Annotated in this window: 21 protein-coding genes; 10 read left to right on the forward strand and 11 right to left on the reverse strand. The window is 64.8% G+C overall.

Annotated elements, in window-relative coordinates; translation table 11 throughout:
- Window positions 1-142 precede the first annotated feature (142 nt).
- Window positions 143-1,006, reverse strand: coding sequence for a type I methionyl aminopeptidase (gene map / locus AB0J47_RS07460; RefSeq protein ID WP_364341602.1), 864 nt, complete (start codon window positions 1,004-1,006; stop codon window positions 143-145).
- Between the two features lie 143 nt (window positions 1,007-1,149).
- Between map and AB0J47_RS07465 the strand changes: the two genes are divergently transcribed.
- Both AB0J47_RS07465 and AB0J47_RS07470 read left to right on the forward strand, forming a co-directional pair.
- Window positions 1,150-2,160 (forward strand): LLM class flavin-dependent oxidoreductase, encoded by a 1,011-nt coding sequence (locus tag AB0J47_RS07465; RefSeq protein WP_364341604.1) that lies wholly within the window; start codon window positions 1,150-1,152, stop codon window positions 2,158-2,160.
- Between the two features lie 147 nt (window positions 2,161-2,307).
- Window positions 2,308-2,904: a DUF4126 domain-containing protein gene (locus tag AB0J47_RS07470; protein WP_364341606.1), complete on the forward strand. Its 597-nt coding sequence runs from the start codon at window positions 2,308-2,310 to the stop codon at window positions 2,902-2,904.
- Here AB0J47_RS07470 and AB0J47_RS07475 read toward each other — a convergent pair.
- Window positions 2,901-3,536: a class I SAM-dependent methyltransferase gene (locus AB0J47_RS07475; protein WP_364341608.1), complete on the reverse strand. Its 636-nt coding sequence runs from the start codon at window positions 3,534-3,536 to the stop codon at window positions 2,901-2,903. The two genes, AB0J47_RS07470 and AB0J47_RS07475, sit on opposite strands and share 4 nt — an antisense overlap.
- A 190-nt stretch (window positions 3,537-3,726) precedes the next feature.
- On the opposite strand from AB0J47_RS07475, the gene AB0J47_RS07480 reads away from it, so the two are divergent.
- Window positions 3,727-4,932 carry a cytochrome P450 gene (locus AB0J47_RS07480; protein ID WP_364341610.1) on the forward strand — a complete coding sequence of 402 codons (1,206 nt, stop codon included), beginning with the start codon at window positions 3,727-3,729 and terminating at the stop codon, window positions 4,930-4,932.
- Here AB0J47_RS07480 and AB0J47_RS07485 read toward each other — a convergent pair.
- Window positions 4,883-5,875, reverse strand: coding sequence for an AraC family transcriptional regulator (locus AB0J47_RS07485; protein WP_364341612.1), 993 nt, complete (start codon window positions 5,873-5,875; stop codon window positions 4,883-4,885). The genes AB0J47_RS07480 and AB0J47_RS07485 overlap by 50 nt on opposite strands.
- A 319-nt stretch (window positions 5,876-6,194) precedes the next feature.
- On the opposite strand from AB0J47_RS07485, the gene AB0J47_RS07490 reads away from it, so the two are divergent.
- Complete coding sequence (locus AB0J47_RS07490; RefSeq protein ID WP_364341614.1) at window positions 6,195-7,079, forward strand: EamA family transporter; 885 nt, start codon at window positions 6,195-6,197, stop codon at window positions 7,077-7,079.
- 319 nt (window positions 7,080-7,398) lie between these two features.
- On the forward strand, window positions 7,399-10,719 hold the full coding sequence (locus AB0J47_RS07495) for a hypothetical protein (protein ID WP_364341616.1): 3,321 nt from the start codon (window positions 7,399-7,401) through the stop codon (window positions 10,717-10,719).
- Between the two features lie 235 nt (window positions 10,720-10,954).
- Here AB0J47_RS07495 and AB0J47_RS07500 read toward each other — a convergent pair whose 3' ends face one another.
- Window positions 10,955-11,398 carry a DUF4254 domain-containing protein gene (locus AB0J47_RS07500; RefSeq protein ID WP_364341618.1) on the reverse strand — a complete coding sequence of 148 codons (444 nt, stop codon included), beginning with the start codon at window positions 11,396-11,398 and terminating at the stop codon, window positions 10,955-10,957.
- Between the two features lie 1,859 nt (window positions 11,399-13,257).
- Here AB0J47_RS07500 and AB0J47_RS07505 point away from each other — a divergent pair.
- On the forward strand, window positions 13,258-14,163 hold the full coding sequence (locus AB0J47_RS07505; protein WP_364341620.1) for a helix-turn-helix transcriptional regulator: 906 nt from the start codon (window positions 13,258-13,260) through the stop codon (window positions 14,161-14,163).
- Here AB0J47_RS07505 and AB0J47_RS07510 read toward each other — a convergent pair whose 3' ends face one another.
- Together AB0J47_RS07510 and AB0J47_RS07515 are read right to left on the reverse strand one after the other, a co-directional pair.
- Window positions 14,164-14,985, reverse strand: a complete 822-nt coding sequence (locus tag AB0J47_RS07510) for an ABC transporter permease (RefSeq protein WP_364341622.1) — start codon at window positions 14,983-14,985, stop codon at window positions 14,164-14,166.
- On the reverse strand, window positions 14,982-15,872 hold the full coding sequence (locus AB0J47_RS07515; protein ID WP_364341624.1) for an ABC transporter permease: 891 nt from the start codon (window positions 15,870-15,872) through the stop codon (window positions 14,982-14,984). The genes AB0J47_RS07510 and AB0J47_RS07515 overlap by 4 nt, the downstream gene beginning before the upstream one ends.
- A gap of 406 nt (window positions 15,873-16,278) precedes the next feature.
- Between AB0J47_RS07515 and AB0J47_RS07520 the strand changes: the two genes are divergently transcribed.
- Window positions 16,279-16,779 (forward strand): hypothetical protein, encoded by a 501-nt coding sequence (locus tag AB0J47_RS07520; protein WP_364341626.1) that lies wholly within the window; start codon window positions 16,279-16,281, stop codon window positions 16,777-16,779.
- Here the strand turns inward: AB0J47_RS07520 and AB0J47_RS07525 are convergent.
- Window positions 16,776-17,213, reverse strand: coding sequence for a DUF4254 domain-containing protein (locus tag AB0J47_RS07525; RefSeq protein WP_364341628.1), 438 nt, complete (start codon window positions 17,211-17,213; stop codon window positions 16,776-16,778). The two genes, AB0J47_RS07520 and AB0J47_RS07525, sit on opposite strands and share 4 nt — an antisense overlap.
- A 224-nt stretch (window positions 17,214-17,437) precedes the next feature.
- Window positions 17,438-18,208 carry an SDR family oxidoreductase gene (locus AB0J47_RS07530; protein ID WP_364341629.1) on the reverse strand — a complete coding sequence of 257 codons (771 nt, stop codon included), beginning with the start codon at window positions 18,206-18,208 and terminating at the stop codon, window positions 17,438-17,440.
- Between the two features lie 63 nt (window positions 18,209-18,271).
- Between AB0J47_RS07530 and AB0J47_RS07535 the strand changes: the two genes are divergently transcribed.
- On the forward strand, window positions 18,272-18,616 hold the full coding sequence (locus AB0J47_RS07535) for a helix-turn-helix domain-containing protein (protein WP_364341631.1): 345 nt from the start codon (window positions 18,272-18,274) through the stop codon (window positions 18,614-18,616).
- Between the two features lie 53 nt (window positions 18,617-18,669).
- Here AB0J47_RS07535 and AB0J47_RS07540 read toward each other — a convergent pair whose 3' ends face one another.
- Window positions 18,670-19,944 (reverse strand): TIGR03118 family protein, encoded by a 1,275-nt coding sequence (locus tag AB0J47_RS07540; protein ID WP_364342028.1) that lies wholly within the window; start codon window positions 19,942-19,944, stop codon window positions 18,670-18,672.
- A gap of 206 nt (window positions 19,945-20,150) precedes the next feature.
- Between AB0J47_RS07540 and AB0J47_RS07545 the strand changes: the two genes are divergently transcribed.
- On the forward strand, window positions 20,151-20,657 hold the full coding sequence (locus tag AB0J47_RS07545) for a peroxynitrite isomerase (RefSeq protein WP_364342030.1): 507 nt from the start codon (window positions 20,151-20,153) through the stop codon (window positions 20,655-20,657).
- Between the two features lie 92 nt (window positions 20,658-20,749).
- On the opposite strand, the gene AB0J47_RS07550 is transcribed toward AB0J47_RS07545, so the two are convergent.
- Window positions 20,750-22,012 (reverse strand): hypothetical protein, encoded by a 1,263-nt coding sequence (locus AB0J47_RS07550; protein ID WP_364341633.1) that lies wholly within the window; start codon window positions 22,010-22,012, stop codon window positions 20,750-20,752.
- 76 nt (window positions 22,013-22,088) lie between these two features.
- Between AB0J47_RS07550 and AB0J47_RS07555 the strand changes: the two genes are divergently transcribed.
- Window positions 22,089-23,258 (forward strand): BTAD domain-containing putative transcriptional regulator, encoded by a 1,170-nt coding sequence (locus AB0J47_RS07555; protein WP_364341635.1) that lies wholly within the window; start codon window positions 22,089-22,091, stop codon window positions 23,256-23,258.
- Here AB0J47_RS07555 and AB0J47_RS07560 read toward each other — a convergent pair.
- Window positions 23,252-25,039, reverse strand: a complete 1,788-nt coding sequence (locus tag AB0J47_RS07560) for a penicillin-binding transpeptidase domain-containing protein (protein WP_364341637.1) — start codon at window positions 25,037-25,039, stop codon at window positions 23,252-23,254. The two genes, AB0J47_RS07555 and AB0J47_RS07560, sit on opposite strands and share 7 nt — an antisense overlap.
- Window positions 25,040-25,052 lie beyond the last annotated feature (13 nt).

The following is a 25,052-nucleotide window of genomic DNA, read 5'->3' on the forward strand; positions in this document are numbered from 1 at the left end:
GGATCTCGGCGCCCGCCTCGATCACGACCCAACAGCGCGAGCACAGAACTGCGCGGTCCACACGTCACGGCAGGGTCAGGATCTCGGCGCCCGCCTCGATCACGACCCAACAGCGCGAGCACAGAACTGCGCGGTCCACGCGTCATGGCAAGGTGAGAATTTCGGCGCCCGTGTCGGTCACGACCAGCGTGTGTTCGAATTGCGCTGTCCACTTGCGATCCTTGGTGACCACGGTCCAGCCGTCGTCCCAGATCTCGTAGTCGATACCGCCGAGGTTGATCATCGGCTCGATGGTGAAGGTCATGCCGGGCTCGATCACCGATTCGATGGCGGGCTGGTCGTAGTGCAGGATGACCAGGCCGCTGTGGAAGGTGGGGCCGACACCGTGCCCGGTGAAATCGCGCACCACGCCGTAGCCGAACCGGTTGGCGTAGGACTCGATGACGCGCCCGATCACATTGAGTGCCCGGCCCGGCCGAACCGCCTTGATCGCCCGCATCGTCGCCTCATGCGTGCGCTCGACCAGCAGTCGCACCTCCTCGTCGACATCACCGGCCAGGAAGGTCTTGTTGGTGTCGCCGTGCACGCCGTCGATGTAGGCGGTCACATCAATGTTGACGATGTCACCGTCCTGGATCACCGTCGAGTCCGGAATGCCGTGGCAGATCACCTCGTTCAGCGAGGTGCAGCACGACTTCGGAAAACCCTTGTAGCCCAATGTCGATGGGTATGCGCCGTGGTCGCACATGTACTCGTGCGCGATCCGGTCCAGCTCATCGGTGGTGACCCCGGGCGCGACCGCCTTGCCCGCCTCTTCGAGCGCCTGTGCGGCGATCTTGCCCGCGATCCGCATCTTCTCGATGGTCTCGGCCGTCTGCACCCAGGGTTCGCTGCCCTCGTTCACGGTCTTCTTCCACGCATACTCCGGACGCTCGATCGAGCGCGGAACCTCACGGGTGGGCGAGAGCGTGCCGGGAACAAGCGGCTGGCGGGTACGCACTGACATGGACCAAGAGTATCCGCACCGGTCAGCGCGCATTGTCCTTGCCCGCGCCACGAACCCGCGGTCCATAGATGGAATAGTTGCGGACCATGGTCCGTTTAGGCTAGTGGTTGGCGTAGAAACTACACACGAACAGGACTCGAGCTGTGGAACTGGGACTCACGACTTTCGCGGAGCTATACCCGGTCGGCGACCGACCTGCGCCCACCGCGGCCGAACGGCTGCGCGAGGTCGTCGACGAGGCGGTCGCCACCGAGCGCGCCGGACTCGATGTCTATGGCGTCGGAGAACATCACCGCAAGGATTTCGCGGCATCCGCTCCCGCGGTCGTGCTGGCCGCAATCGCGGCACGGACCGAGCACATTCAGCTGACCAGCGCGGTGAGCGTGTTGAGCTCCGATGATCCGGTACGGGTGTACCAGGATTTCGCTACGCTGGACGGACTCTCGAACGGTCGCGCCGAGCTGATGGCCGGACGTGGTTCGTTCACCGAGAGCTTTCCGTTGTTCGGTTACGACCTGAGCGACTACGACGAGCTGTTCGAGGAGAAGCTGGCGCTACTGCTTCACATTCGCGCGGACGAACCCGTGACCTGGAACGGCAAATTCCGTGCCCCGCTGCGCGATGCGGTGATCTACCCACGCACCGACAACCGGCCGCTGCCGGTCTGGATCGCGGTGGGCGGCAGCCCGGAATCCGTGGTCCGCGCCGGACTGCTCGGCTTACCGCTGGCGATCGCGATCATCGGGGGTCAGCCCGCTCGCTTCAAGCCGCTGGTGGACCTATACCACCGCGCGCTCGAAGAGGGCGGCCACGAGAAGCAGCCGGTGGCAGTGCACGCGCACGGCTATATCGCCGATACCGACGAACAGGCCGTCGCCGACTTCTACGAGCCGTATGCCGGGGCGATGAGCACCATTGGGCGCGAACGCGGTTGGGGCCCGATGACCCGCGCGCAGTTCGATGCCCTGCGCTCCCAGAGCGGTTCGCTCTTCGTCGGCACGCCGGACTATGTCGCCGAAAAGATCACCGATATCCGTGACACCCTCGGCCTGGACCGCTTCATGCTGCACACCAGCGTCGGTACGCTGCCGCATGAAAAGGTGCTGCACAATATCGAATTGCTCGGCGCGAAGGTCGCACCCCAGCTGCGCTGAAGAACCCTCACGAGGTCAGAACGTTCTGCCGGTGCCGGGGTTGCGGTGTCGGCAGCACGGTGAGAATTCCCAAATCCGGTCGCGCAGGCGTTGTAAAACCTTGCCGGTCACGGTTTTCGGCTGCGCGGAAAGCCATACGATGGCCCCATGTCAGCACTGCCCCTGATCTTCACCGCAGGCTGGGCGAGCGGGGTCAATGCCTATGCGGTGGTCCTGCTGCTCGGGCTATTCGGCGTGACCGGTCTATCCGATGACGTGCCCGAGGCGCTGCAGCGCACCGATGTGCTGATCGCCGCCGGTGTGTTGTTCCTCATCGAGGCCGTCGCGGACAAGGTCCCCTATCTCGACAGCTTCTGGGATGCGGTGCACACCATCGTGCGCCCCGCAGCGGGTGCGGTCGTCGCCGCACTACTCGCAGGCCAGGACGGATCGCTGCCCCAACTGGCAGCCGGTGCGGTCGGCGGAACCACTGCCCTGGCAAGTCATCTCGTGAAGGCCGGGACACGGATGGCGATCAACACCTCGCCAGAGCCCGCGAGCAATATCGTGATGAGTCTCGTCGAGGACCTGACCGTCGGCGGCATTGTCACCATCGCGATCTTCCACCCGGTCGTGGCGGCCATCTGCGCGGGCACACTGCTGGTGATCGGTGTGATCCTGGTGTATCTACTGGCGAGCCGGATCCGCCGCTACCGCATTCGCCGCAGACAGCGCCGCGAGGCCAAGCGCGCCGCGGCCGTCTAGGCCGGTTTGCGCCACACCAGCGAGTAGCGCCAAAAGACCAGCCGCCGCACCCGCGCACCGGGCAGAATCGACGCGACCCGCGCCCGCACCTGCCGCGTCGTCAGCGGCGGATCGAGCACAACCGGCATGACATCGTGGGTCGCCTCGACCGCATACCAACTCCCCCGCCCACGCGCCCGAAGAATCCGAAACACGATCCCGAACAACCGATGCCCGATCATGGCCGCCAACTCGACGGGCAATTCCCGAAGGAGATCAGGCCGGGGCAATGCCACAGCGGCGATCACCCCGCCCGGCCGTACTGCCCGCGCCAACACCGGCAGCACCTCATCGAGCGGCATATGGTGCAACGTGCTGATCGATACGATCGCGTCGTAGGAACCCTCGGCGAGCGGCGCTGTCAGCACATCCCCGAGGATGCAGCCGACATTGTCCGGCGTCGCCTGCTTCGCGGCATCGATCATCATCGGTGACCGGTCGATCGCATCGACATGCTCAGCCCGCCGCGCAAGTTCTCCCGCGAATGCCCCGGCCCCACAACCAACGTCCAACACCCGAGTACACGGGGCGGGCAGCTGCCGCATGAGAAAACCTTGGTAGTAAGCGTTATGGCTCCAATTGAGCTTGCTCATCGAAAACACCTTGCCACGCGTGTGCCGAAAGTTCAGCCGCGCCCGAGTTTATGTTCCGATCGCGGCGGAATTCCGTTGCGGGGCAGAGGATATTGATCGGCCCCCTGCTGCGCGGCGGGTGATCGACACTGAGCTGGCACGAACTCGGATGGTCCGGGTGCCATTCTTCGATCACACCATTGGAGACAGTATGACCGAGTCGGTCATCCAGCTGCCCACCGCTGGAGAAACGGTTCTCGAAACCTATGAGCGAATCGCTCGACGCGGGCCACTGGTTCCGATCGAGCTGACCGGCGGCGTCGCGGCTTGGAGCGCGGTGAGCTATCGGGCGGTGAGCGAGGTGCTCGCGGGCGACGGCACAATCTTCAGCAAGAACGCCCAGAAGTGTCCGGCGCTGCACGATGGCACCATTCCAGCGGATTGGCCGATGCGCGCGTTAACCGATATCGACCATATGCTGAACAAGGACGGCGAGGACCATCGGCGGTTACGCAAGACGATCAGCGCCGCATTCACACCCGCTCGGGTGGCCGGGCTCGAGCCCCGGATTCACCAGATCGCCAACGAAATCATCGATGACTTCGCCGACGAACAGGGCGAATTCGACCTCGTCCAGCGATTCACTACCCCGTTTCCCGTGCGGGTGATCTGTGAACTGTTCGGTGTGGAGAAGGCGGACCGCGCCCGAATCCGGGACTGGTCCACCACGATCGTGTCGCACACCAGCACCATTGAGCAGATGCAGACGGCGATGGGGGAGATGATCGCGTTCTTCACCGAGCTCATCGAGGGCAAACGACGCGAGCCGGGCGACGACCTCACCTCCGCCTTGATTGCGGCCAATACCGACAATCTGACCACCGACGAGTTGGTCAATATGCTGTGGTTGGTGATCGTGGCCGGACACGAGACAACCGTGCACCTGCTGGCCAACGCGATCATCGCCCTCAGTGAGAACCCCAGGCAACTGGACAAGGCCCTCACCCAGGACCGCTGGCCGGATGTGGTCGAGGAGGCATTGCGTTACCGGTCGCCGGTGTACAGCGCGAATCTCCGTTATGCCCAGCAGGATGTCACCATCGCGGGCGTCGACCTGCCGAAGGGGGCGATCGTCATCTGGTACGGCGGTGTCGGACGGGACCCGCAGCACTACCCGAAGGCCGATGTCTTCGACATCGATCATGATCACCGCGGTCAGCTGGCCTTCGGGCGCGGGCCGCACATCTGCCTCGGCGCTCCGCTGGCCCGGCTGGAAGCACGTATCGCGCTGTCCACGCTGTTCAACCGCTTCCCGCTGTTACATCTGACGCAGGACTCGGCGTCGCTTCCGGTCAGCCCGCAAATCCTCACCGCGGGCCCGCTGACTCTGCCGGTGCGGTTGTATCCATCCGAATGACCGCCGGTGTCGGCTGGTCGATGGTCTCGGCCAGCCGGCGTTTGCGGAATTCTCTCGGGGTTTCGCCGTAGCGCGTCTTGAACGCGGCGGAGAACCACGTCACGGTGAATCCGCTGCGCGCGGCGATCTCGCCGATTGTCAGTGTGGTGCCCGGGTTTTCGAGCATGGCGCGCGCCGCACGCAATGATTCATCCTGGCGCACTTCACGATACGTGGTTCCGGCGTGCTCGAGCGCGATGCGTAACTGCCGTGGCGACCAGCTCAACGCCCGCGCCACCGCGGCCAGCCGTAGATCGGCGACCCCGATATTGTCGCGCACATACCGGCGCACCGCCTCAGCCGTCTCGGCCAGATGTGCCCGTTGCGGACTGCTATCGCCGACGGCCATCATGCACAGCAGCTCGGTGGTCCGGTCGCAGACCGCATTGAATTGCCGGCCGGTGAGCCGGGATCGCTCGGCATGGGTTTCGCGGATCATGGTGCGGGCGATGCGCCCGAGTCCGGATTCGAGGTCGAATACCGGTCGGCGCGTACCCAACGGTGCTATCGCGTGGTCGACGTCGGTGCGCGGGATCTGGAAGCCGAATGCCACCGAGCTGGGTACCCATAATCGCAGCCTCTGGTCCAAGCCCGTAAGAACAGCCTGTCCCGGTGCGACACAAGTGATTTCGTGATCATCGGCGACAGTGAACGAGCCGCGCTCCGGGATCACCAGCCAGTAGAAGTTCTCGGCGGGCATCCGGCGGATGTGTGACGGCGTGCGGAAGGCCTGTCGGTCGCCCGGCTGATCCCAGCGCAGCAGGTTGTAGCTCGTCGTGTGCTGCGTGATCAGCGTGACCTGCCACTGGCTCCGATCTCGGTACCGGTGGTCCATCGGAACGATGCTGTTGGCCACAGCGGTCCATTCATCGACACCGGTCACGTACAGTTCGTCGTATCTCATGTCGACACACTCCGATCGCCTCGACGAATAACGATATCCGCCCTGCTCACGGTGAACAATCGGGTGGATTCGCCGACCGAATATCCTGCCCTACAGCCGAACTCGCGTATCGACAATCTTCCCGATAACACAAGTTTCCTGCCCCGAAACATAAAATGGGTGGGCGGGCCGACCGCACTGCCGAGCGACTGCCTTCTACTCGGACTCCGACCGGGCACGTAAGCTCTCTGCCCCACAACGGAATTGCGTGCGCTCGCCGATCGTCGAGTTCGGGCGACTGCCCGGCCACGTTGACACAGGTCCGGCTCGCGGGTTACGCATGAGTCATGCACAACGACCGGCGAATCTGATCGTGGGCACGCTACTGGCCTTGGTTTCCGCATTGAGCTATGGGCTGTCGGATTTCGTGGGCGGAGTCGCGTCACGGCGCATCGGATTCGGGCGTGTTGCCCTGTTGGGCCAGCTCGGCGGGTTCGTCGCCACTGCCCTCGTCGGTCCGTTCGTCTCCCACACAGCGCCTCAGCCGATGGATCTCGGATGGGGAGCACTATCCGGTGTCGGGACCGGTATCGCGATGACCTTCCTGTTCCGCGGAATCAGCCGCGGGGCAATGTCGGTGGTGGTACCGGTCAGCGCCGTCGGTGGTGTCGCGCTGCCGGTTCTGATCGGAACCGCCCTGCTCGGTGAACATCCGGCACCATTGGCGTGGGTCGGGATCGTGCTCGCACTGCCCGCGCTCTGGCTCGTCGCGGGCGGCACCACCGGCAGCGGTCCGATTGTCGGTGCCGCCATCGGTGACGGACTGATCGCCGGTCTCGGCATCGCCGTGCAGTATCTGGCGCTGGCACAAGCCGCGCCATCGGCCGGAATCTGGCCGGTGACGGCGGGCCGGGCCGCGGCCGTCGTCCTCGTCGCCCTGCTCGCATGGCAACTCGCATCCGAATCCGGGGATACCGCACCGGCCCAACGACATCGAAACGACCTCTTAGCCGCATGTTCCGGCATCCTCGCCGCCGTAGCGCTGGTGTCCTACCTACTCGCGACCCGGACTCAGTACCTGGCCGTCGCAGTTGTGCTGTCTTCGCTCTATCCGGTAGTCCCGGTAATTCTGGGCGTGTCCGCCCTGAAGGAGCGACTGCGCCGAGGCCAGGTCATCGGGCTGGCCGCCGCATTGATCGCCAGCACGATCATCGCCACTTCCTGATACGTCTCAATACGGGATGCTGCTCACAGCAGCTGGGACAGCATGATGAACCCGACGGTGATCGCAAGGACAGATGCGAGCCACGATAGCCGCATACCGAGCGTTCGGCCGGTACCGATGTGCTCGGCCCGCTGTCTTCACAGGGCAATCTGAAAAGGGTTCCGTTCCAGGGGCGCTCGACATATATTCGAATGCGTGTTCGAAGCACTGAGCGGAGTCGGTGCAACCTCGGTCCCGCCGGTTCGGCGCTATCCGATGCATCGGACATATCCTCACAGCACGGATCGAACGGTGGCGCGATAGAGGGGGTTCTCGAAGGATGGCGGTACAGGCGACGAAGTTGTTGCGGGATATCGAGCCGTTGACGGCAGCCGAGCGACAGCATGCGATCGCGGCGGGGGCGTTGCGTTTGGCGGGGAGGCCTGAGCTCCGGCAGCTACTCGCCGAGCTGGCGGGGCGGGGGTACTACGAGCGGGTCATCGCGATTCGTATGGCTGCGGTCGTCGCGGACGTCGCGGTCGTCGCGGACCATGAGCATCTGCTGGCCGAACTCGATTCGGGCGGACCGGAATTCGGTACGCGAGCGGTTGTCGGGCTGGTGCGGACGGGCGTAGATCCCGAAGTGCTGATCGAGCGGCTGCCCCGGATGTCACAGCGGATACGGCGAACCATGTATCGAGCCCTCGGCTACGGTCAGCGCTCCCAACTCGCCGATCCCCTGCTCCCGCAAGTGCGACGCTGGTTCGGCGATGCCGAGGCCGCGCGGGTACTGCCGAATTGCTCACCTCCGGTGGTCGCCAAGTATTTGCCCGAACTCGATTACGCGGTCGAGAACTGGGCAGCGTTGGGCCGCAGGCATATCGATGCGGTCCTCGACCATGTCGAAGGACTGGCAGCGGAAGCGGGCGAGTCGGATTGGCCGAATCTGTGGCGATGGATTGCGGCCGGATCCGTCCCGGCCGCCCAACGCCACCCGGATCGGCTGCTCGCCCTCGCTACCAGGGCAGTCCGGTACACCTCGATCTATGAACTGAGTTCGGCGGCCGGACAACTCGCCCGGCACGACCCGGCCCGGGTTGCCGAGCTGATTCTGGATCCGACCGCCAATGGCACCGGCTTGAGCGGAACCGCCCTGTGGCGGGCACTGGGCGGACTACCCGACGATCGGCTGGTCGCACTGGGCACGGTCTACTCCGGATACCAGCGCGACCGGTTTCTGCGCGCACTTCCGCTGGCCCGCCGCACCATCGTGGTGCGGCAGGTCTTCGCCCGAACCGGCGTCGATCCGGACCAAGTCCCGATGACCGCGCTCGATGCCCTACCGCACCAGGAACGTACGGCCCTCGCGCGAGAACTCCTCGACCGGCCCGGTGGGGCCGATGTGCGCGCGGTCCGCGAACGGTTGATCGCTCGTCTGCCCTGGAACGAAGCCGAACCGATATTGGCCGAGGCAATTCGACGCCCGACCGCGGATGAGCGGGCGCAGGCATACCCGCTGTTCATCATGGCGGCCGCGGGCACTCGCGATCCCGCGGTCGTCGCCACCATGCTCGAATCCCTGCGCCGCCTGCGCAATGAACAGGACCCGGTGCGCTACACCGCACTCCAGGCGGTCAACAACCTTCCGCCATCACTGCTGCGCGCCGAACACCTCACCGTCCTCGAACAACTCGGCACCGAGGCACTGCAAGCGCGCGACTGCTCCTACCCGACCAGGACGACCATCTCCGGACTGGCACGAACCCTGCTCCGCCGCGGCGTCGAGATCGATGACCCATCGTTCACCGACACCGCACTGCGCCTGATCGAAAGCCTTGCGACCCACGCGGTTTTTCCCGATCTGAATGACCTGGACCGATCGCTGCCACATGGCACGGAACAGCGGATCTTCGCGGCACTTCGCCGACGAATCGACAATGACGCCGCCCGCGACCAATGGCGCCTGACCCTCGATTTGGCCGATGGCCTCAACAAGCGCTCGTGGAAGATCCCTGCCCTGCAACAACTCCTGATACGAGCATGCGGAGCTCGCGACGACCAGGTGGTCCGGCGGGCGGTGCGACTGGCACTGAGCAATCCGTCCACTCGCGACCAGACCCTCACCACCTTGCTCAACCGGGACCGCTCCCTGATCACGCTGGATATCGTGCAGCGGCTGATCGCCACCCGACGCACCGATCTACTCGATTCGCTCCTCGGCTCCGCGACCCCCGGCCGCTTCGCATCGCCGAAAGTGCGGTTGGTGCCCGACTTCTACTCGGGATTCGACCGCTGGACTCCACCGCAGGTCGAATCGTATGCCCGACTGCTGACCAGCCACTTCGAGTCGAAGAAGTCATCGCAATACGAGAAGGTGCGGGCGGTAAGGATTTTGGGTCGGTTGCCGGGCAGCGCGGACCGCCTCGCGGAATACACCGAGCATCCCGATATTCCCATCGCCGAGGCGGCACTTACCGCATTGGGACGCAGCGACCAAACCGAAGCGGCAATCGAATTGCTCGCCCGCCACGTCGACACCGATCGAGCGCGTGCGGCGGTCAGCAGCATCGCGACCTGCGCTAAAAGCCTCGGCCCCGATAAGGTTGCGAACGCTGTCGCACCACTCGTCGACTCCCCCAAGATCACCTCACGCAAGGAAGGCGTCCGGCTGCTCGCCGAACTGCACGCCCCCGACGCGATGGATGCGCTCCAAGCGCTGTGGGCGCAGCCGGATCAGCACCGCGATGTCCGTCGCGCCGTAGTCTTCGCCTGCCGCTGGCTATTGGACACCGACGCGGCCTGGCAAATATTCGCCGATGCCGCAGCCGATCCCACGGTCGCGGATGAAATCCTGAACCTGAGACCGGAACTGCTCCCAATCGCCCAGCGCCACCGGATGGCCGAGCTGATCCGGCAGATAGCGAGCGGCACCGACAGTCAACTCGCCGCTCGGGCAATCCCGGTACTGCACCGCTGGAGCCGCTGGAGTCCGCCCGACACGGCGATAATGTTGGCGCACCGGATCTGCGATCTCGATGAACTCGGCCTGTGGTTACCCGCCACCCAGGCGCTCGTCGACAATATCGCTACCACCGCAGATGATTCGGCGCTGACGGCCGCCGTCGATCGGCTACTGGCAGGGGGCGATCACGTCATCCCGGGACGGGACCTACCTGCCGTACAGCGCCTGGTCGGACTGACCGCCGCACTCGGCACGGCGGCCGAACGCTCCGATGCTGCCAGGTCCGCGGCGAGCGCCCTCGCCGATCAGTTGTCGACCGAGCCGTTCTGGCGCGAATCGGCCATCAATCTGTATCTGGCCCAAATTCGCTGGGCGGAAAGCAAACCGACCGCGCGGTTGATTCAGCAAGCAGGTGCGGTCGCGACTGGCGCGCTGGTCGACTATCCCGCGCGGCGAGTGGAGGCGACGTTGCCGAGCGTGCTGCGCACCGCACGGCCGGAGACAATGCATGCCATCGCGGGCACCCTATCCCGTAGCGACGAATTGGCCGGCCTGCTTGCCGCGGTGACGCTGATCCAGCAATGCGGGAATCACTTCGGCTGGTCGACACCGTGGGTCGATCTGCTCGCGGCACTGCGCGCACATGACACGATCGATATTCGCGTCGCGGCGGCAGCGGTCTGGATGGTTGCCGAATGAGTTCGGACACTGTCGAATTCGCTATTAACGGTGAATTCGTGGCGGGCGTGCCGCGCCAGTCGACCACGCGGCACGCCGGGCGGGGCGCCCCGTTGCGCCCGCCGTCACTGTGCCGGCGACGTTAGCTTCCGGGTCGGGCCATTGGTCGGATAACGCCGACCCGGGACGTCGCCAATTGAGCAGTAACGCTGTCGGGGCAGTGTCACTATTGCGGACGGAGGTCGCCGTCAGGACTTCACTGTTCAGGCAAACGGCGGCGGCCACCGGCCACGTCGGTCACCAGATCAGTGTAGCCGTCGACGAGTTCTGCCAAGTGGTACCAGTGTTTATGGGTATTGTCGCTGCGCGCGCCGTCGACATCGATGGCGGTGTTGGCGTCTACCCAACTGCGCGCCATCCGATCCACCACCGCGCCGAGGCTCTCGGTATGTAGCGAGGCACCATTGCGATGCTGCGGGATCTCCTGAGCAATCCACTCGTTGATATCATCGATGAGTTCACTACGACGGCAATCGATTTCGGCCACGAGATTCATGTCCTGAATCTCGGCACGGCGTGCGTGCAGTTCGGCGAGAGCGTGTGCGGAACGCAGTAATTCACGATCTTGAAAACGTCGTCCCTGGAATGCACACAATATCTGCGGAGCGGTCGGCAGCACCCCCACCGTAGGCGCGCTCATCGCCGTACTCCGAATTCACCCGACACCAACGCGCTTTGTACCAACATGATTGGCTCTCGATTCGGTAATCCCGGTCATCGGATCGGTTCTTCACAACTAGCGTAGCTGGATCATGCTCTTACAAATGCAAGAACGCAAGAGTGCGTTCTCATTGCTGCGGTCACGACCCTGATCACCGAGTAGCGAGCCCACAGCCAGTTGGTGACAACGACTTTCACGCTCGATACTCGCCAGGAGCTGGGCCGGTGGCCAAGAGTTTGCCACATCATCGGCCCGCGCGTGGGCAGTATGCGATCGCCGCCTGCGGCCGGTGAGTCCCGAGGTAACTAGTTACCCCACCCGCTGGGCGCGAGGATCGTCTCCCACGTCGGTAGCGCCAGATCCGGGTGACGCAGCCGCAGGATCTCGCCGAAAGTGTGCCCAGCGGCGCTTGTTCGGATTCGCGACGGTCTGCGCTTCGATGGCCGCCGTGAGCGCGCGGGTACCGCCCAGTCACGGATACGCGCGGTACACCCGATCGGCGTATCCCGGCTGGCAGATCGGCCGGACCGGCCGCGACGTCGATCCCGATGCCCGACACCGCGATCCAGATCTCCGCCGGACGCCGACGCCGGAAGACCTGCGACTCGTTGAGCCGGTGGTATGCGCGGCAATCCCGTCCCGCACGATATCCACTCGCCCATCGGTGCGGCTGTGTCCTCGAGGAAATTCACAGCGAAGTCCGCGCCGTCCATTTCGAATCGCTGCGCACCGTTGGCTATTTCGGCAAGGCCGAAATCGTACAGCACAAAAATCAGGAACATCAGTTCTTCGTCGTAGTCCGCGCCGGGACGGATACCAGCCTGCTCGGTGAGCGCACGCCCGAAAAAGATAGCCGCGCACATTGTGATTTCGCAGCGCTTTCGCCAACTCCCGCGTGACCAACTCCTGTGTGACACGAACCAACGGAGTCGAGCGATGGACCAACGAATCTGGTTGTGCCACAGCCTATCTTGCCAGCCACAGCGTGGTACCGGCCACTCCGACTCCGAGGACAGTGCGACGTTAAATAGGCATGGGTCAACTCCTGATCTATTCGTGCAGTGCCGAATTCGGAATAGTTCGCTACGAGGCGTGAAAGCGATGGCGATAATCGGTTGGCGTAGTGCCGAGTAATTTCAAGAAGATGCGCCGCATCTTCTCCTCGGAACCGAAACCACAGAGCCGCATAATGGTGGCCGCCCCGTCGGTTGACGATTCGAGCAATGCCTGGGCAGCCAACACCGCACCTGCTCGACGTAGCGGCCCGGCGATATTCCGATTTCCTTGGCGAACAACCGCATCAGTTGACGTCCACCGAGCGCAGCGCGCTCGGCCATGGCGGCAAGAGCGTGGTCGGCCGCCGGATCCGCGACCACGGCGGCGACCACCTGGCGCAGTCCGGGCGCGCACGGCGTGCCGATGCTGTTGCCGACGCTGAACTGGGATTGACGACCGGTGTCTGCACCGGAATACGATCAGATGTTTCGCAAGTGCGCGCAATTCAGCGCCGTGGTCCTCCTCCACGAGCGCGAGTGCCATATCAACACCCGGCCCGAAGGCAGCACCTGCACCGACCCGGCCACATCGAGCAGCAGCACACCGTCCGAATCCGCCACCACGATGTCGCCGTGCTCCACCGAACCCATGCCCCCGGTCGCGGGTAGGCGGCGCCGCGGCTACCAGGACGAATGCCCCACAGATCCGGCCGTCGACCGACGATCTGCCGCCAGGAGGCATACCGCACCGAAAACTCCGAACTTCATTGCTGCAAATGGCGGTAGTCTCTCACCACGCTGCGATTGCATATTCGCGGTGTATGGCGGGCACCTACTACAGACATGTACGCAAGAGTGCTATTGGGTGCGCCGGGCGAAAGGGTTGTCATGGCAGGCAAGCGCACAGTTCTCACCGCGGGTTTGCGGCGGCTCTCGGTGCTACTGACCGAGATGCGCGAACACGCGGGGCTCAGCAAAGAGGACGTCAGCGGCAAGACCGGCATCAATATCACCACGCTGTACCGCATCGAGACGGCGCAGGCGCGCCCGCAACGGCGCACGCTGATGGCGATGCTGGATCTCTACGACGTCACCGAACAGCAGCGCACCGATGCGCTCGAGCTCCTCTCGGACGCACTCAAGCCCGGCATGTCCCGCCCGTACGAGGCGACGCTGACCGAGGTGCACGCGGCCTATATCAACTTCGAATCCGAGGCGCTTTCAGCCCGGCACTACCAAACCTCCTACATCCCAGGGCTATTGCAGACTTCGGAGTACGCCGAGGCGGTCATCGACACCAATATGCCGAAGCTGGACAGCGACACGGTGTCGCACAATGTGCGGGCGCGGATGGATCGGGCCATGCATCTCACCAAGCCGGATCCGCTAGAACTGTGGGTGGTGCTCGACGAAGCGGCGATCCGGCGCATGGTCGGCGGCCCGGATGTCATGAAGGCACAGCTGAAGCGGCTGCTCGACGATTCGCAGATGAAAAACGTAATTCTGCAGATACTTCCGTTCAGCGCGGGGGTGCATCCGGGTATGGCCGGATCCTTCACGCTTTTGGACTTCAAGGATCCGGCCGATCCGGAGCTGGTGTATGTCGAGGGCATCGCGGGCGATCAACTGATCGAGGGCCATCCTCAGATCCGACGCTTCGGCATTATTTTCGACCAGTTGCGCGCCATGGCGCTCAGCCCGCGCGACTCCATGGCGCTGATCGACAAGGCCTCCAAAGAGATGAGCTGATCAGCTGCGGCTGGCCCGCCGATAGCCGACCGCCGCGGGAATCGAGAAGACGACGAGCCCACCGACACACCAGGCGATGGTGGCCAATAGCGAATCACGCACCGGGCCACCGAGGGACAGTCCACGCATGGTGTCGATGGCGTAGGACATCGGCTGATGCCGCACGATCGGCCTGGCCCACGCCGGGTAGGCGAACAGCGGCACGAACCCGGTACTGAAGAACATCAGCAGCGACGAGCCGAGCGAAACCGCCTCCACCAGTGCGGCTTTCGCACTGAACACGGCCACTGCGGTGACCAAGGTGGCGAAGGCGATGCCGTACAGCAGCGGCACACCGAACAGCGCGATACCAGCGAGCAGCCCCTGTTGGAATCGGAAGCCGAGCGCCACCCCCACCGCGTACATCACCGCGGTGCACAGCAGGATCCGGATCCCCTCCGCGACGATGCGGGCGGTGAGTCCGGATGCGCGGTGCACCGGCAGCACCCAGAAGCGGGCCAACAGACCCTCGTCGCGCTCGCGTCCGAGGGTGATGGCGCCGGCCACTGAACCGGACATCACGCCGACCAGCGCCACCATCGGCACCGAACCGTAGAGCGCGTTCTCTCCCGTGACGGACGAAATCTGTTGTCCGAGAACGGTATTGAATACGAAAAGCAGTAGCCCGGGAAAGACGAGCGACTGCACGACGGTCAACGGGTCACGCCACCAGCGCACCAAGAGCCGCTTGGTCTGGATCATCGTCTGCGGGATCAGCAAACGCCAGGTCTCGGTCCGACCGGTGACCTTGGGCAACGCCGGAGGATCCAGTACCCGAGTCATGACGACCTCCGTATCGAAATGAATACCGCTCCGACGCCGAACACCACGACGGTGCCGAGTGCCCAGGCCAGCGCGGGCCCGAAGATCGACCAGCCGACCACACCCGCGTGACCCGATGGGTCACCGGCCAGTGCCCGCAGCCCGTACACGTATTGCGAGACCGGCTGGTTGCGTGCGAAGCCCTGGATCCAGCTCGGGAATTGGCGGGCCGGCGCGAATCCGGTCGAGACCATGCCGAGAATCAACTGCGGCAGGATGAGCGCCTGGGTGGTCGCCTCCGGACTCTTGGTCACGCTGCCCAGCAGATCCGCGCCCAGGCACAGCGCCAGTGCTATCAGCATCGCGAACCCGATGAAACCGACGGTATCCCACCAGCTTCCATAGAAGCGGAAGCCGATCACATGGGCACACACCAGCGCCGCGGTCAGCGAGACCGCCGCCCGGTACATCGCGGCCGTGACCCGTGCCGCGAGCGGGACCGCCGAAACCATCGCCATCGATCCGAACCGCGTATTGAGCCCGTCCTTGGCATCGGAGGCCGCCCGGAACGCGGCCGTGATGGCGCAGAAGGCGACCGCCTGCATGACGATCATGGGCGTGAGGAACTGGGCGTAGCTGCTCAGCCCGTGCCCCTTAATGGTCATTACGAAATTCAGCGGCACATAGAAGCCGACGGTGAAGACCGTGGGCGCCAGCAGTGCGGTGATCAGCTCACCATTGCGCCAGGACGGCCGGACCAAGCGACAGGTCAGCGCCCACCATTGCGCCACCGTCGCCCTACGCGGCGGTGGCGCGTCCACCAGCCGCTCGCTGCTCAGGCGGCGGGTTTCCCCGACGTCGCGTTCCTGCTGGACGGTGCTCGATACCGCGTCGCTACCGATGCTCATCTGCACGCTCCCATCCTGCGCGTCAACCGTGCTTGTCGGTGGGGAACCGGCTGTTCTCAGCATGTCGCACCCAACCGCAGCCGGTACAGCTTTCCGCACTCTTCGAGTACGTACCGCATGGCCGATCTCGCTCGCTTCGTCCCCTGCCCACCGAAATCGGGCGCGCCGCCGCCGTTCGGGGCGATCAGGTCGCCGTCCAATCTCGCCGCACCGACAACGTTTCGATACCGCCCCCGGGTGTCGGAACGGCACTCCGAGGGGGCGATGAATCCCACCAAGGTGTGTGCCGATTCGAGCCGAACGCTGCCCCATGGGCAGGTGAATTATGCAGTGTAGCTATCGTTTTCGACGGAATGCCCGATTCGCGAGGTGACTACCGCGCACCGGGTGAGTAATGTATGCCCCGATGACCAGCATGGAAGCTCGTTTCCGTGAAGCAGCGCGGACCGTGCCCCTCCCCAGTCCTTGGAATCTGTCCGCCTACCTCGCAAATGTCGCCGCGCACCGTGGTCGCTCCATCTCAGTGCAGCCGATCCCCGCGGCCGCGCTCGCGGACATCGGCTGTCGTGGCAGCGGACTCTGGATGGCGCGCGGTCACGACGACATCATCGTCTACGACGCGTCCGCCACCGAGCGCAATGCGGATCACATCATCCTGCACGAGGTCGGCCACATGCTGCTCGGGCACGGCAAGGAAGGTACAGGGGCGGGCGAGCCGATCACACCGTCGCTGGCCGCACTGCTGCCGTCCATCTCACCGTCGTCCATCAAGCACCTACTCGGCCGCGAGCATTTCGGTGCCGACCGCGAACGGGAAGCGGAGGTCTTCGCCGATATGACGATGGTCTACGCAACCCTGCCGCGCCGCCCGGCACGTTCGTTCCGACTTTTCGGGCGCGGACGCTAGCCGCCGGGTAAACGGCGGGTGCCCTCGCGTAGTCCGTCGATGAGATCCTGATAGCTATCGGCCAGCTCGTTGAGCTGCACCCACGCGTCATAGAAGACGGCCTCCGGCGCCGCGGACAGTGGCAGGAAGGCCTGCGTGGTCATTCCGGCCAGCCGATCCACCAACTGGCCGACGGTTTCGGAGTGCAACTGCGCCTGCGAGCTCGGCACCGGCATCACCAGCGCCACCCACAGGTCGATCGACCGCACCAGTTGGGCACGCCGCCGATCCTGGTTGGCCATCTCGGAAACCGGCGTCTGCTCGCGAATTTCGTGCAGCTGCGCCAACTCCCCCGCCGCCTCCAACATCGGATGATCGTCGTGCGGTAGCCCCCGGCATGCGGCCAGCAACATATCCCGCCCCGGAACCATCCGGTAATTTCCGACATTCATCATCTGAGCCTCCCGCTGACGCCGGAACGCGCCGCCGTCGGCGCCCACTCCCGACCAGCAACGCCGTTTCCGCACCGCACGACCACACGCGACGCCTCGATTATCGACCCAGATCCGCGCTCGCGACCGGAAACCGTCGATATCAGTTTGTTACAGACACGGGCGTGCGCGGCAAATACACAGTAACCAAGGCTATGGTCCGACGGTCAGCAAGCAAGAAGCCTCGACTAGGCAGGTATGCCCTCGGCCGCGCCGTCCGCCAAATAGTCCTGACCGCCGACATAGAACGTGCGACCGGATTCGCTTGCGGCACTTGCGGCCTCGCCGACGACGGCGGCGAACTCCTCGACGGTCGGCAGTGCGCCGTGATCGCGGCGAGCCGAAACCGCGTCGGGATTGCGACGTTCCAGCAGGCGGACAATGATCGTGCCATCGATCATGTCACCGGACACCACATTCAGCCCGATGCCGCGTTCGGTCAGCTCCGGAATCATTGCGCGCAAGGCATCTTCGCCCGCACGCTTGCTCGCGGCGATCGGCTCATAGTCCGCCGGAACGGGTTTGCGGCCGTGAAAGTGCGCCTGATGGCTGGTCACGAAGACGATCCGGCCGCCGGATGGCAGGTGCGGCAAGGCTTCCCGCACCAGACGGACCTGTGCGTCACGGTTCAATGCCATAGCGTATTCAGGCGCGGCATTACGCTCGAGACCACCGGATGCGTTGAGCACCAAGACATCCAGCCGCCCGAACTCCGCCACCACATCGGCGATCAGCGCCGCGGTGGCATCCGCATCCGCGATATCCGCACCCGCGCTCGACGCACTGCCACCGGCCGCGCCGATCTCATCGGCGATCGTCTGGGCGCGCTTGCGTTTCTCCCGATAGTTGATGATCACGTGATCACCACCCGCCGCCAGCACTTTCGCCGTCTCGGCCCCTATCCCCCGCGACGCGCCGGTAATCAGCACAATCCGTCGTTCCGTCGAGTCGCCCACCATCTGCCTCTCACCTCATCAGCCCACAGCAATGCTTCTAATTTAGAATCACTATGGTAGTTCGAAATGAGAAGTGCAAATGGAGCCAAGCCGTCGCGCGGGCGAAACGACCCGGCGAACGCGCCCATGCTGGCCACCATGGAGCTCATCGGCCAACGCTGGATCCTGCGCGTCCTGTGGGAATTGGAACCCGGCTGCCTCGGATTCCTCGAACTGCGCCGCCGCATGGGCAACTGCTCGTCGAGCATGCTCTCGACCCGGCTGCAACACCTACAGACCGCAGGCGTGATCACCAAGAACGCGGACAAAACCTACGAACTCACCCCGGCGGGCCTCGCCCTCACCGCAGCCCTCCAACCACTCTGGGACTGGTCCGAACGCTGGACCTCGCCATCCCCCGATCCCGAGTAGTACATACGACAAAGGCGGTCCCCACCCGGGAACCGCCTTCGCCTACGTATGGGTTACTTCAAGCGGAGCTTGCCGAACAGACCTTCCTTCTCGTCCTCCGGGCCCGCGGTGAAATACAGCGAATCGGCATCGCCAAGGCTCTCGCCATTGCCGAACATCAAGGCCCACAGACCTTCGATCTCGACCGGCTGCCCCTTCTCATCGCGCAGGTAGTCGACGAACTTGCCGGTGGCGTCGTCGTAGGCGAGCACATGGCCGAGGCCGCCGAAGTTGCCGACCAGCAGTTTGCCGCTGAGCGGACCGAAGTTCGCGGGAGCCACCACGACACCCCACGGCGCATTGAGGCGACCGTTGTCATCGAGGATGCGGACCAACTTGCCGTTGCCGTCGAATTCCGCGACCTTACCCTTGGCGGGCTTACCCTTGGCGTCCTTCTCCTGATCCTTGTCGAGCGAATCCTCTTCGGCCTTGTCGAACTTGGACGCATCCTGCTCATCGGGCTTGGTGTCCGCATAGGAGACGAATACGCGGTTGCCGATGGTGGTCACATTGAACGGCGCGGGGTCGCCCGGCTTAGCCTTCTTGCCCTTATCCGGTGCGGCCGCATCGATCTGATCGCCGGTGGCGAAGGGGTTGGCGAAGCCGACGGTCGGGATCAGCTGCCAGTCCTTGTCGAAGGTGCGGATCTGCGGGTTCTCGCCGAAGTCGGCGGCGAGCAGCTTGTCACCGGACGGGGCGAGCGCGATACCGAAGAACGCCATGCCCTGCGATTCGCCATCGAAGACCAGATTCGCGGGACCATCGTGCCGGATGATCGCGCCCTCGGGCCCCTGCTCGGTCCAGGCCGAGATCTTGCCGGAGTCTGTGGCGAAGATGAACCGCGACGAACCGGTCAGCGACACCGGCGCACCGTCGACATCCACCGGCTGGTCACGCACCACGAACAAGTCGGAGGTGATGGGAGCACCGTTGAAGACGACACCGGTGGTCTTGCCGATGCTCTTATCCGAGGTGTCGGCGTCCGCGCCCGGAATCGTGACGATCTTCAGCGGATCCTGGAACAGCTTCTGCACCTTGGGATCCGCGGACGCGCTGACATCGCCGACGAATTGGAAGGACTTACCGCCCGCGCCAACCCAGAAATGCCCGCCCGCACCCTTGGGGCGATCGGCTAGTCCCCACGCGTTCACCATGTCCGGAAAGGTGTACTGCGCCTTGTATTCGGCATTGTTGGCGGCGAGGTTGGTCTGCGCGTAATGATTGCCGTCGAGGGCAGCCACTTCATCGTTCGATGACTTCGAATCCGAGCATGCCGCGGCCACGACCAGGGCAGCGCCGAGCACCGATGCGCGCAGCAGACCGTTGCGGGTCCGCGACCGCCAGGCACCGTTGCGGCGCAATTCACTAAGGCGTGCGTTCAACTTCTTCGTCCTTTCCAGCCACTCGCAACCCTCATTTGGCGATTAGGCGATGCTAACCTTAGCTGGGGGGAATTTCGACCGTATGGGAACACCCCGGTTTCGACAGGTTTAAGCTGTCGCGCGTGGTCGCCCCCCAGCCTTCTGTCGCCCCCCATCCGGATATCGCTCCGCTCGCACCATTGCTCGGCACATGGCGCGGACCAGGGCACGGTGAGTACCCGACCATCGAGTCATTCGACTATGTCGAGGAAATCAAGTTCGGCCACCTCGGCCGACCGTTCCTCACCTACCGACAGCGCACCCGCGCCGCCGATGGCAGCCGGCCGATGCACGCCGAAACCGGTTATCTGCGTTGTCCGCGCCCCGATCACGTCGAACTGATCCTGGCGCACCCGACCGGCATAACCGAGATCTGTGAGGGCAGCCTCACCATCGTCGACGGCGAACTGCGGATGGAATTCGAATCGACCAGCATCGGCCGCAGCAGTACCGCGAAAGTGGTGACCGCCCTCGGCCGTTCGATCGTATTGACCGGCGACACCATCGAATACACCTTGCGCATGGCCGCGGTAGGCGAACCGCTGACCCACCACCTAGCGGCAACCCTGAACCGCGCCTGACGAGTCGTGTCGGTTGCGCACCGGATTACGTCGTCATACCCGCTCAACCGCATGGGTGTGGTGACGAATTCGCGCAGAGTGCTCGCGGCGGGTCAGTCGCGTGTCGGGTCCGGGTGCCAGGGCACGTAGGTTCGTCCTTCGGCCTCGGCGGCGACCGCAGCCGAGTGCAGCTGATAGGGCGTGATGCCGCCCGCCTCCCAAGCCCCCACAGAACCCGCGGTGACGGCGTCGGGTGACTTCGCGGTCAACCCGATCTCATTGCGCACCACCGCGATCGGCCGATCGGCCAACGTGAACCAGTCCAGGTCCAGGAAATCGTGGCTGCCATGAGTGAGTGCGCCGCGGCGCATGGCATCGCCCAGACGCGTCGCCATGCCCGCGGTGCGCAAATGTCCTTCGTTGGCCTCGAACAATCCGGCTCCGGCAGGTAGGTAGCCGGTTTCGAAGAGCGAAATCACCATGGCGAGCAGGCTGAACGCGCGCGGGTCGTCATTGGCGCGCGCCATGAAGGCGAACACCTCGATCTCGTTCTCCAGCGTGGTGCCGTACCCGGCGAGCACATGCACCCAGTCGTGCTGAGCGAGCAGCGGCGGCGCGGAACCCGGCAGGCCGGGCGTGACGAAACCCCGATCGGCATAGAAATCGGCGACGCCGCGGCCGAGCGTTCCGACGGGTAACTCGCGCAGGCCGGCCCACTGCGCGGCCAAGGCCGGATCATCGCTGACCTGTCCCCAGGACGAATCCAGACTTTCGGTGTGCAGTGCGGTCAACCGGCTCGGGTCCAGCCCACCGAGGTACCCGTTGCGGTCGAAGTCGACCACGGCGAGTTCGATCGCACCCTCGGCGTACTTCTGCGCCACCGCGATCATCTCGTCGTCGACCTCGAGCGCGTCGGCGAACTCCCGCAGTTTGGTCGCGACCGCGGGCGGCAACGGCCGCACCACCAACGCAGACAGCAGCATGGTCTGCACGATTCGCTCGCGGAAGATCCGGTTGCGCCGGGCCAGCCCGACCGCGAAGGTCTCTGCATCGATGGGCGGCAGCGTTTCCAGTTCGACCCGATGTCCGGTCATCGACAGGAACAGCGACGGAACCAGCAACTGCTGCAGCGGAGTCAGCCCGTCCGCACCGGACGCCGCGGCGACCACACCACTGGCCAGCAGCGCCACTTCGGCCGCATCGGGCGGGGTCAGCAGTACATCATCCATCCGGTCAACTCCAACAAGATCGCCGACGAAATCCACCGCAGCGGTGGACGATCCCATTATCGATCCGAATTCGGCACGGCGCGTAATCATTTCGCCGACGGCGTAGTGCGGGCACGGCGCGCCATCAGTGCGTATGCTGAACTCCATCGCGTGACGCTTCCGTCGGCGAAACAGCCGTGGGGCAGCGGCGGTCCGGAAGCGGCTTGCGTTCGGAGGGAATCTGGTGGGCTCTGCGGGCTCGAATCGACCGGCACTCGATATTCGAGTGCTCGGACCGGTGCGCCTGCTGGTCGACGATCAGGCGGTGCCATTGCCGGGCGCCAAACTGCGCGCGCTGCTGGCCATGCTCGTCATCAATCGCCGCAGGGCCGTTGCGAAAACCACACTGGCGAACAGCATCTGGGAAGAGGAGATGCCCAATCGCTCCGTCGACGGCCTCTACGCCTACGTCTCGAATCTGCGCACGATTCTGCGTTCGGCCGGGGTGGACGATCGAGCCGTCCTGCGCACCGTGCACGCCGGGTACCTCCTCGATATCCGCGAGGACCAATGCGACGTCGGCCGTTTCGAGCGGGCCAGGACCCAAGGCTCGCTGGCCTTCACCACCGGCGATCTGGAAACAGCGGCCGAATGTTTCGCCGACGCGCTCGCACAGTGGAGCGGTGAGACGGTCGCCGGATTGCGCGGCCTGCGCTTTGCCGACAATTTCGCCACCGATATGGACGAACGACGGTTGAATGCCATCGCCGATCGCCTCGACGCGGATATCGCGTGCGGTCGCGAGGGCGCGGTCCTGGGCGAGCTGACCGCATTGACCGCTGAACACGCCGTGAACGAGCGACTCTGGCGACTGTTCATCTCCGCGCTCTACCGCGCGGGCCGCCAGGCCGACGCACTCGCCGCCTGCCTGCGCATCCGCCGCAACCTCGCCGACGAGCAGGGCATCGATCCGGATCCACGCACCCTGGCACTGGAGGAAGCGATCCGCAGCCAGCAGGCACTGCCGACGGTCTCTTCCTCACCCGGGGTGACCAAACAGGACCTGCCCGACCTGCTGCGGCAGGCCTGGTTGCGGGTCGGCGACGGCGAAGCGATCGCCATCCCGGCGACCGGGCTGCGGATCGGCCGCGAATGGGATAACGACATCGTGCTCGACGATGCCCGGGTCAGCCGCAAGCACGCGCGCATCGTGCCGCGCGACAACCGGATCTTCATCCGGGATCGGGATTCGGCCAATGGCGTCTACGTCAACGGTGTGCCGATCGGCGCCGATACCGCACTCGCGGACGGTGATGTCATCCGAATCGGTTCCACCACACTGCGTTATGAAATGCCCGACCGCGGCACCCCGCCGGAGTCCACCAGTCGCACCAACTCCAGGCGCGTTCAGTAGCCCGCGGGCAGGGCGGCGAGCATATCGCGCGTCACCGCGACGGCATGATCCGAACTGCCACCCTTGACCAGCAATGTCGCGAAAGCCAGATCCCCGCGATAGCCGACGAACCACGAATGCGAGCCGCCGTCGACCTCGGCCTCCCCGGTCTTCCCGTACACCTCGCCCTGGTCGGCAACACGTTCGGCGGTACCGCCGGTGACCACCTTGCGCATCATCATGCGCAGACCATCGATCACCTCCGCACCGATGGCCGGACGATCGCCTTTGATCTCGGTGATCCGCCCGGCGATGAGATACGGCACCGGCGCGGACCCGTGCGCGACGGTCGCCGCGAGCACCGCCATTGCGAACGGGCTCACCACCACCTTGCCCTGGCCGATACCGTCCTCGGTGCGCTGGATCATGTCGTCGGCCGGTGGCACCGAACCCGATTCGGTCGGCAGGCCGGGAACCGTATACCCCTGTCCCACACCGAGTTTCGCGGCCGTATCGTGCAGCGCATCGCTCGGCAGCTCGCTGGCCAATTTCGCGAATGCGGTATTGCAGGATCGCTCGTAGGCGGTGGCCATCGGTACGTCACCGAGTTGGAACAGGTTGTAGTTCGGAATTGTCCGGTCCCCGATGACAATTCGGCTCGGACACGGCAAAACCGTTTCGGGCGTGGCCTTTCCGAGTGACATGGCGGCTGCCGCGGTCACCGTCTTGAAGACCGAGCCCGGCGGATACTGGCCGATGGTGGCCACCGGACCGTCGCGGTCGGCCGCCCTATTCTGTGCGACAGCGAGAATCGCGCCGGTCGAGGGCTGCAGCACCACCATCATGGTCTGTTCCTCGCGGCCACTGACGGCCCGCTGTGCGGAGTTCTGCACGTTGCGGTCGATGCTGAGCGAGAACGACGGGGCGGGTTGTGCGGGCACCTCGGTGAGCACGTCGGTATCGGCGCCGTTGGCGTTCATGGTGACAACGCTCCAGCCCGCCTTACCGTCCACCTCGGCGACCACCGTCTTGCGCACCTGCGCGAGCAGATCCGGTGCGAAATTCCGGTCGGTGGCGACCATATCCCACTGTTGGGTCAGCGTTACCCCGGGCAGGCCGATGAGATCAGCACTCACCTGGTCGTATTCGTACTCGCTCAAGAGCGCGACGGTGTACTCGCCCTTGGCGGCGTACGCCGCATTCAGGATCGACACGGGGGTGAGCCGCTCGTCGAAGCGGTTCAGCGCCGCCGCCAGCGAGGTCGCGGTGTAACCCGGATCCGGGGCGGAGGCCGCGGTGAACGCGACCCGAGATACCTTGCCCGGCACCAGCACATCACTGCCGGACTGCTCGTTCACCCTGGCGCGCGGGGCCTGGTTGGCGCGCAGTGCCATGGTCTGGGTATCGCCGAGTTTGGGGTGGATATCGGAGGAGGTCCAGCGCACCATCCAGCGGCCGTCACTGCGACCCATCTGCAATTGACCGGAGTACTTCCAGATGCGGTCCTTGGGCAGGTGCCACTCGTAGGTGTAGTCGACGGTCGCGGTATCGCCGATGACCCTGGCCGCGCCGGTATGCGCGATCAACTTCTCGGCCTGCAACTCGCCCCATGCCGAACGCAGCGCGGCGGTCGCCTTCTCGGGCTGACTGGTGAGTTCGGCCGCGGCCGCGCTGTCGTGGTCGGCGAAGGCGGCCAGGAAGGCATCGGCCGCGGGCACCGGTCCCTGCGGGTTGGCCGAGCAGGCGGTCCCCACCGCCGCGAATGCCGCGACGGCCAGCGTAATGAGCATGCGAGTCGACATCGGGACCGATCGT

This window comes from Nocardia sp. NPDC049737, assembly GCF_040674755.1.
Taxonomy (GTDB): Bacteria; Actinomycetota; Actinomycetes; order Mycobacteriales; family Mycobacteriaceae; genus Nocardia.

What these genes read in the sequence shown, in the direction of transcription:
- map (WP_364341602.1), bottom strand. Translation starts at nt 1,006, where the DNA reads ATGTCAGTGCGTACCCGCCAGCCGCTTGTTCCCGGCACGCTCTCGCCC.
- AB0J47_RS07470 (WP_364341606.1), top strand. Translation starts at nt 2,308, where the DNA reads ATGTCAGCACTGCCCCTGATCTTCACCGCAGGCTGGGCGAGCGGGGTC.
- AB0J47_RS07475 (WP_364341608.1), bottom strand. Translation starts at nt 3,536, where the DNA reads ATGAGCAAGCTCAATTGGAGCCATAACGCTTACTACCAAGGTTTTCTC.
- AB0J47_RS07480 (WP_364341610.1), top strand. Translation starts at nt 3,727, where the DNA reads ATGACCGAGTCGGTCATCCAGCTGCCCACCGCTGGAGAAACGGTTCTC.
- AB0J47_RS07485 (WP_364341612.1), bottom strand. Translation starts at nt 5,875, where the DNA reads ATGAGATACGACGAACTGTACGTGACCGGTGTCGATGAATGGACCGCT.
- AB0J47_RS07490 (WP_364341614.1), top strand. Translation starts at nt 6,195, where the DNA reads ATGAGTCATGCACAACGACCGGCGAATCTGATCGTGGGCACGCTACTG.
- AB0J47_RS07495 (WP_364341616.1), top strand. Translation starts at nt 7,399, where the DNA reads ATGGCGGTACAGGCGACGAAGTTGTTGCGGGATATCGAGCCGTTGACG.
- AB0J47_RS07500 (WP_364341618.1), bottom strand. Translation starts at nt 11,398, where the DNA reads ATGAGCGCGCCTACGGTGGGGGTGCTGCCGACCGCTCCGCAGATATTG.
- AB0J47_RS07505 (WP_364341620.1), top strand. Translation starts at nt 13,258, where the DNA reads ATGTACGCAAGAGTGCTATTGGGTGCGCCGGGCGAAAGGGTTGTCATG.
- AB0J47_RS07510 (WP_364341622.1), bottom strand. Translation starts at nt 14,985, where the DNA reads ATGACTCGGGTACTGGATCCTCCGGCGTTGCCCAAGGTCACCGGTCGG.
- AB0J47_RS07515 (WP_364341624.1), bottom strand. Translation starts at nt 15,872, where the DNA reads ATGAGCATCGGTAGCGACGCGGTATCGAGCACCGTCCAGCAGGAACGC.
- AB0J47_RS07520 (WP_364341626.1), top strand. Translation starts at nt 16,279, where the DNA reads ATGACCAGCATGGAAGCTCGTTTCCGTGAAGCAGCGCGGACCGTGCCC.
- AB0J47_RS07525 (WP_364341628.1), bottom strand. Translation starts at nt 17,213, where the DNA reads ATGATGAATGTCGGAAATTACCGGATGGTTCCGGGGCGGGATATGTTG.
- AB0J47_RS07530 (WP_364341629.1), bottom strand. Translation starts at nt 18,208, where the DNA reads ATGGTGGGCGACTCGACGGAACGACGGATTGTGCTGATTACCGGCGCG.
- AB0J47_RS07535 (WP_364341631.1), top strand. Translation starts at nt 18,272, where the DNA reads ATGAGAAGTGCAAATGGAGCCAAGCCGTCGCGCGGGCGAAACGACCCG.
- AB0J47_RS07550 (WP_364341633.1), bottom strand. Translation starts at nt 22,012, where the DNA reads ATGGAGTTCAGCATACGCACTGATGGCGCGCCGTGCCCGCACTACGCC.
- AB0J47_RS07560 (WP_364341637.1), bottom strand. Translation starts at nt 25,039, where the DNA reads ATGTCGACTCGCATGCTCATTACGCTGGCCGTCGCGGCATTCGCGGCG.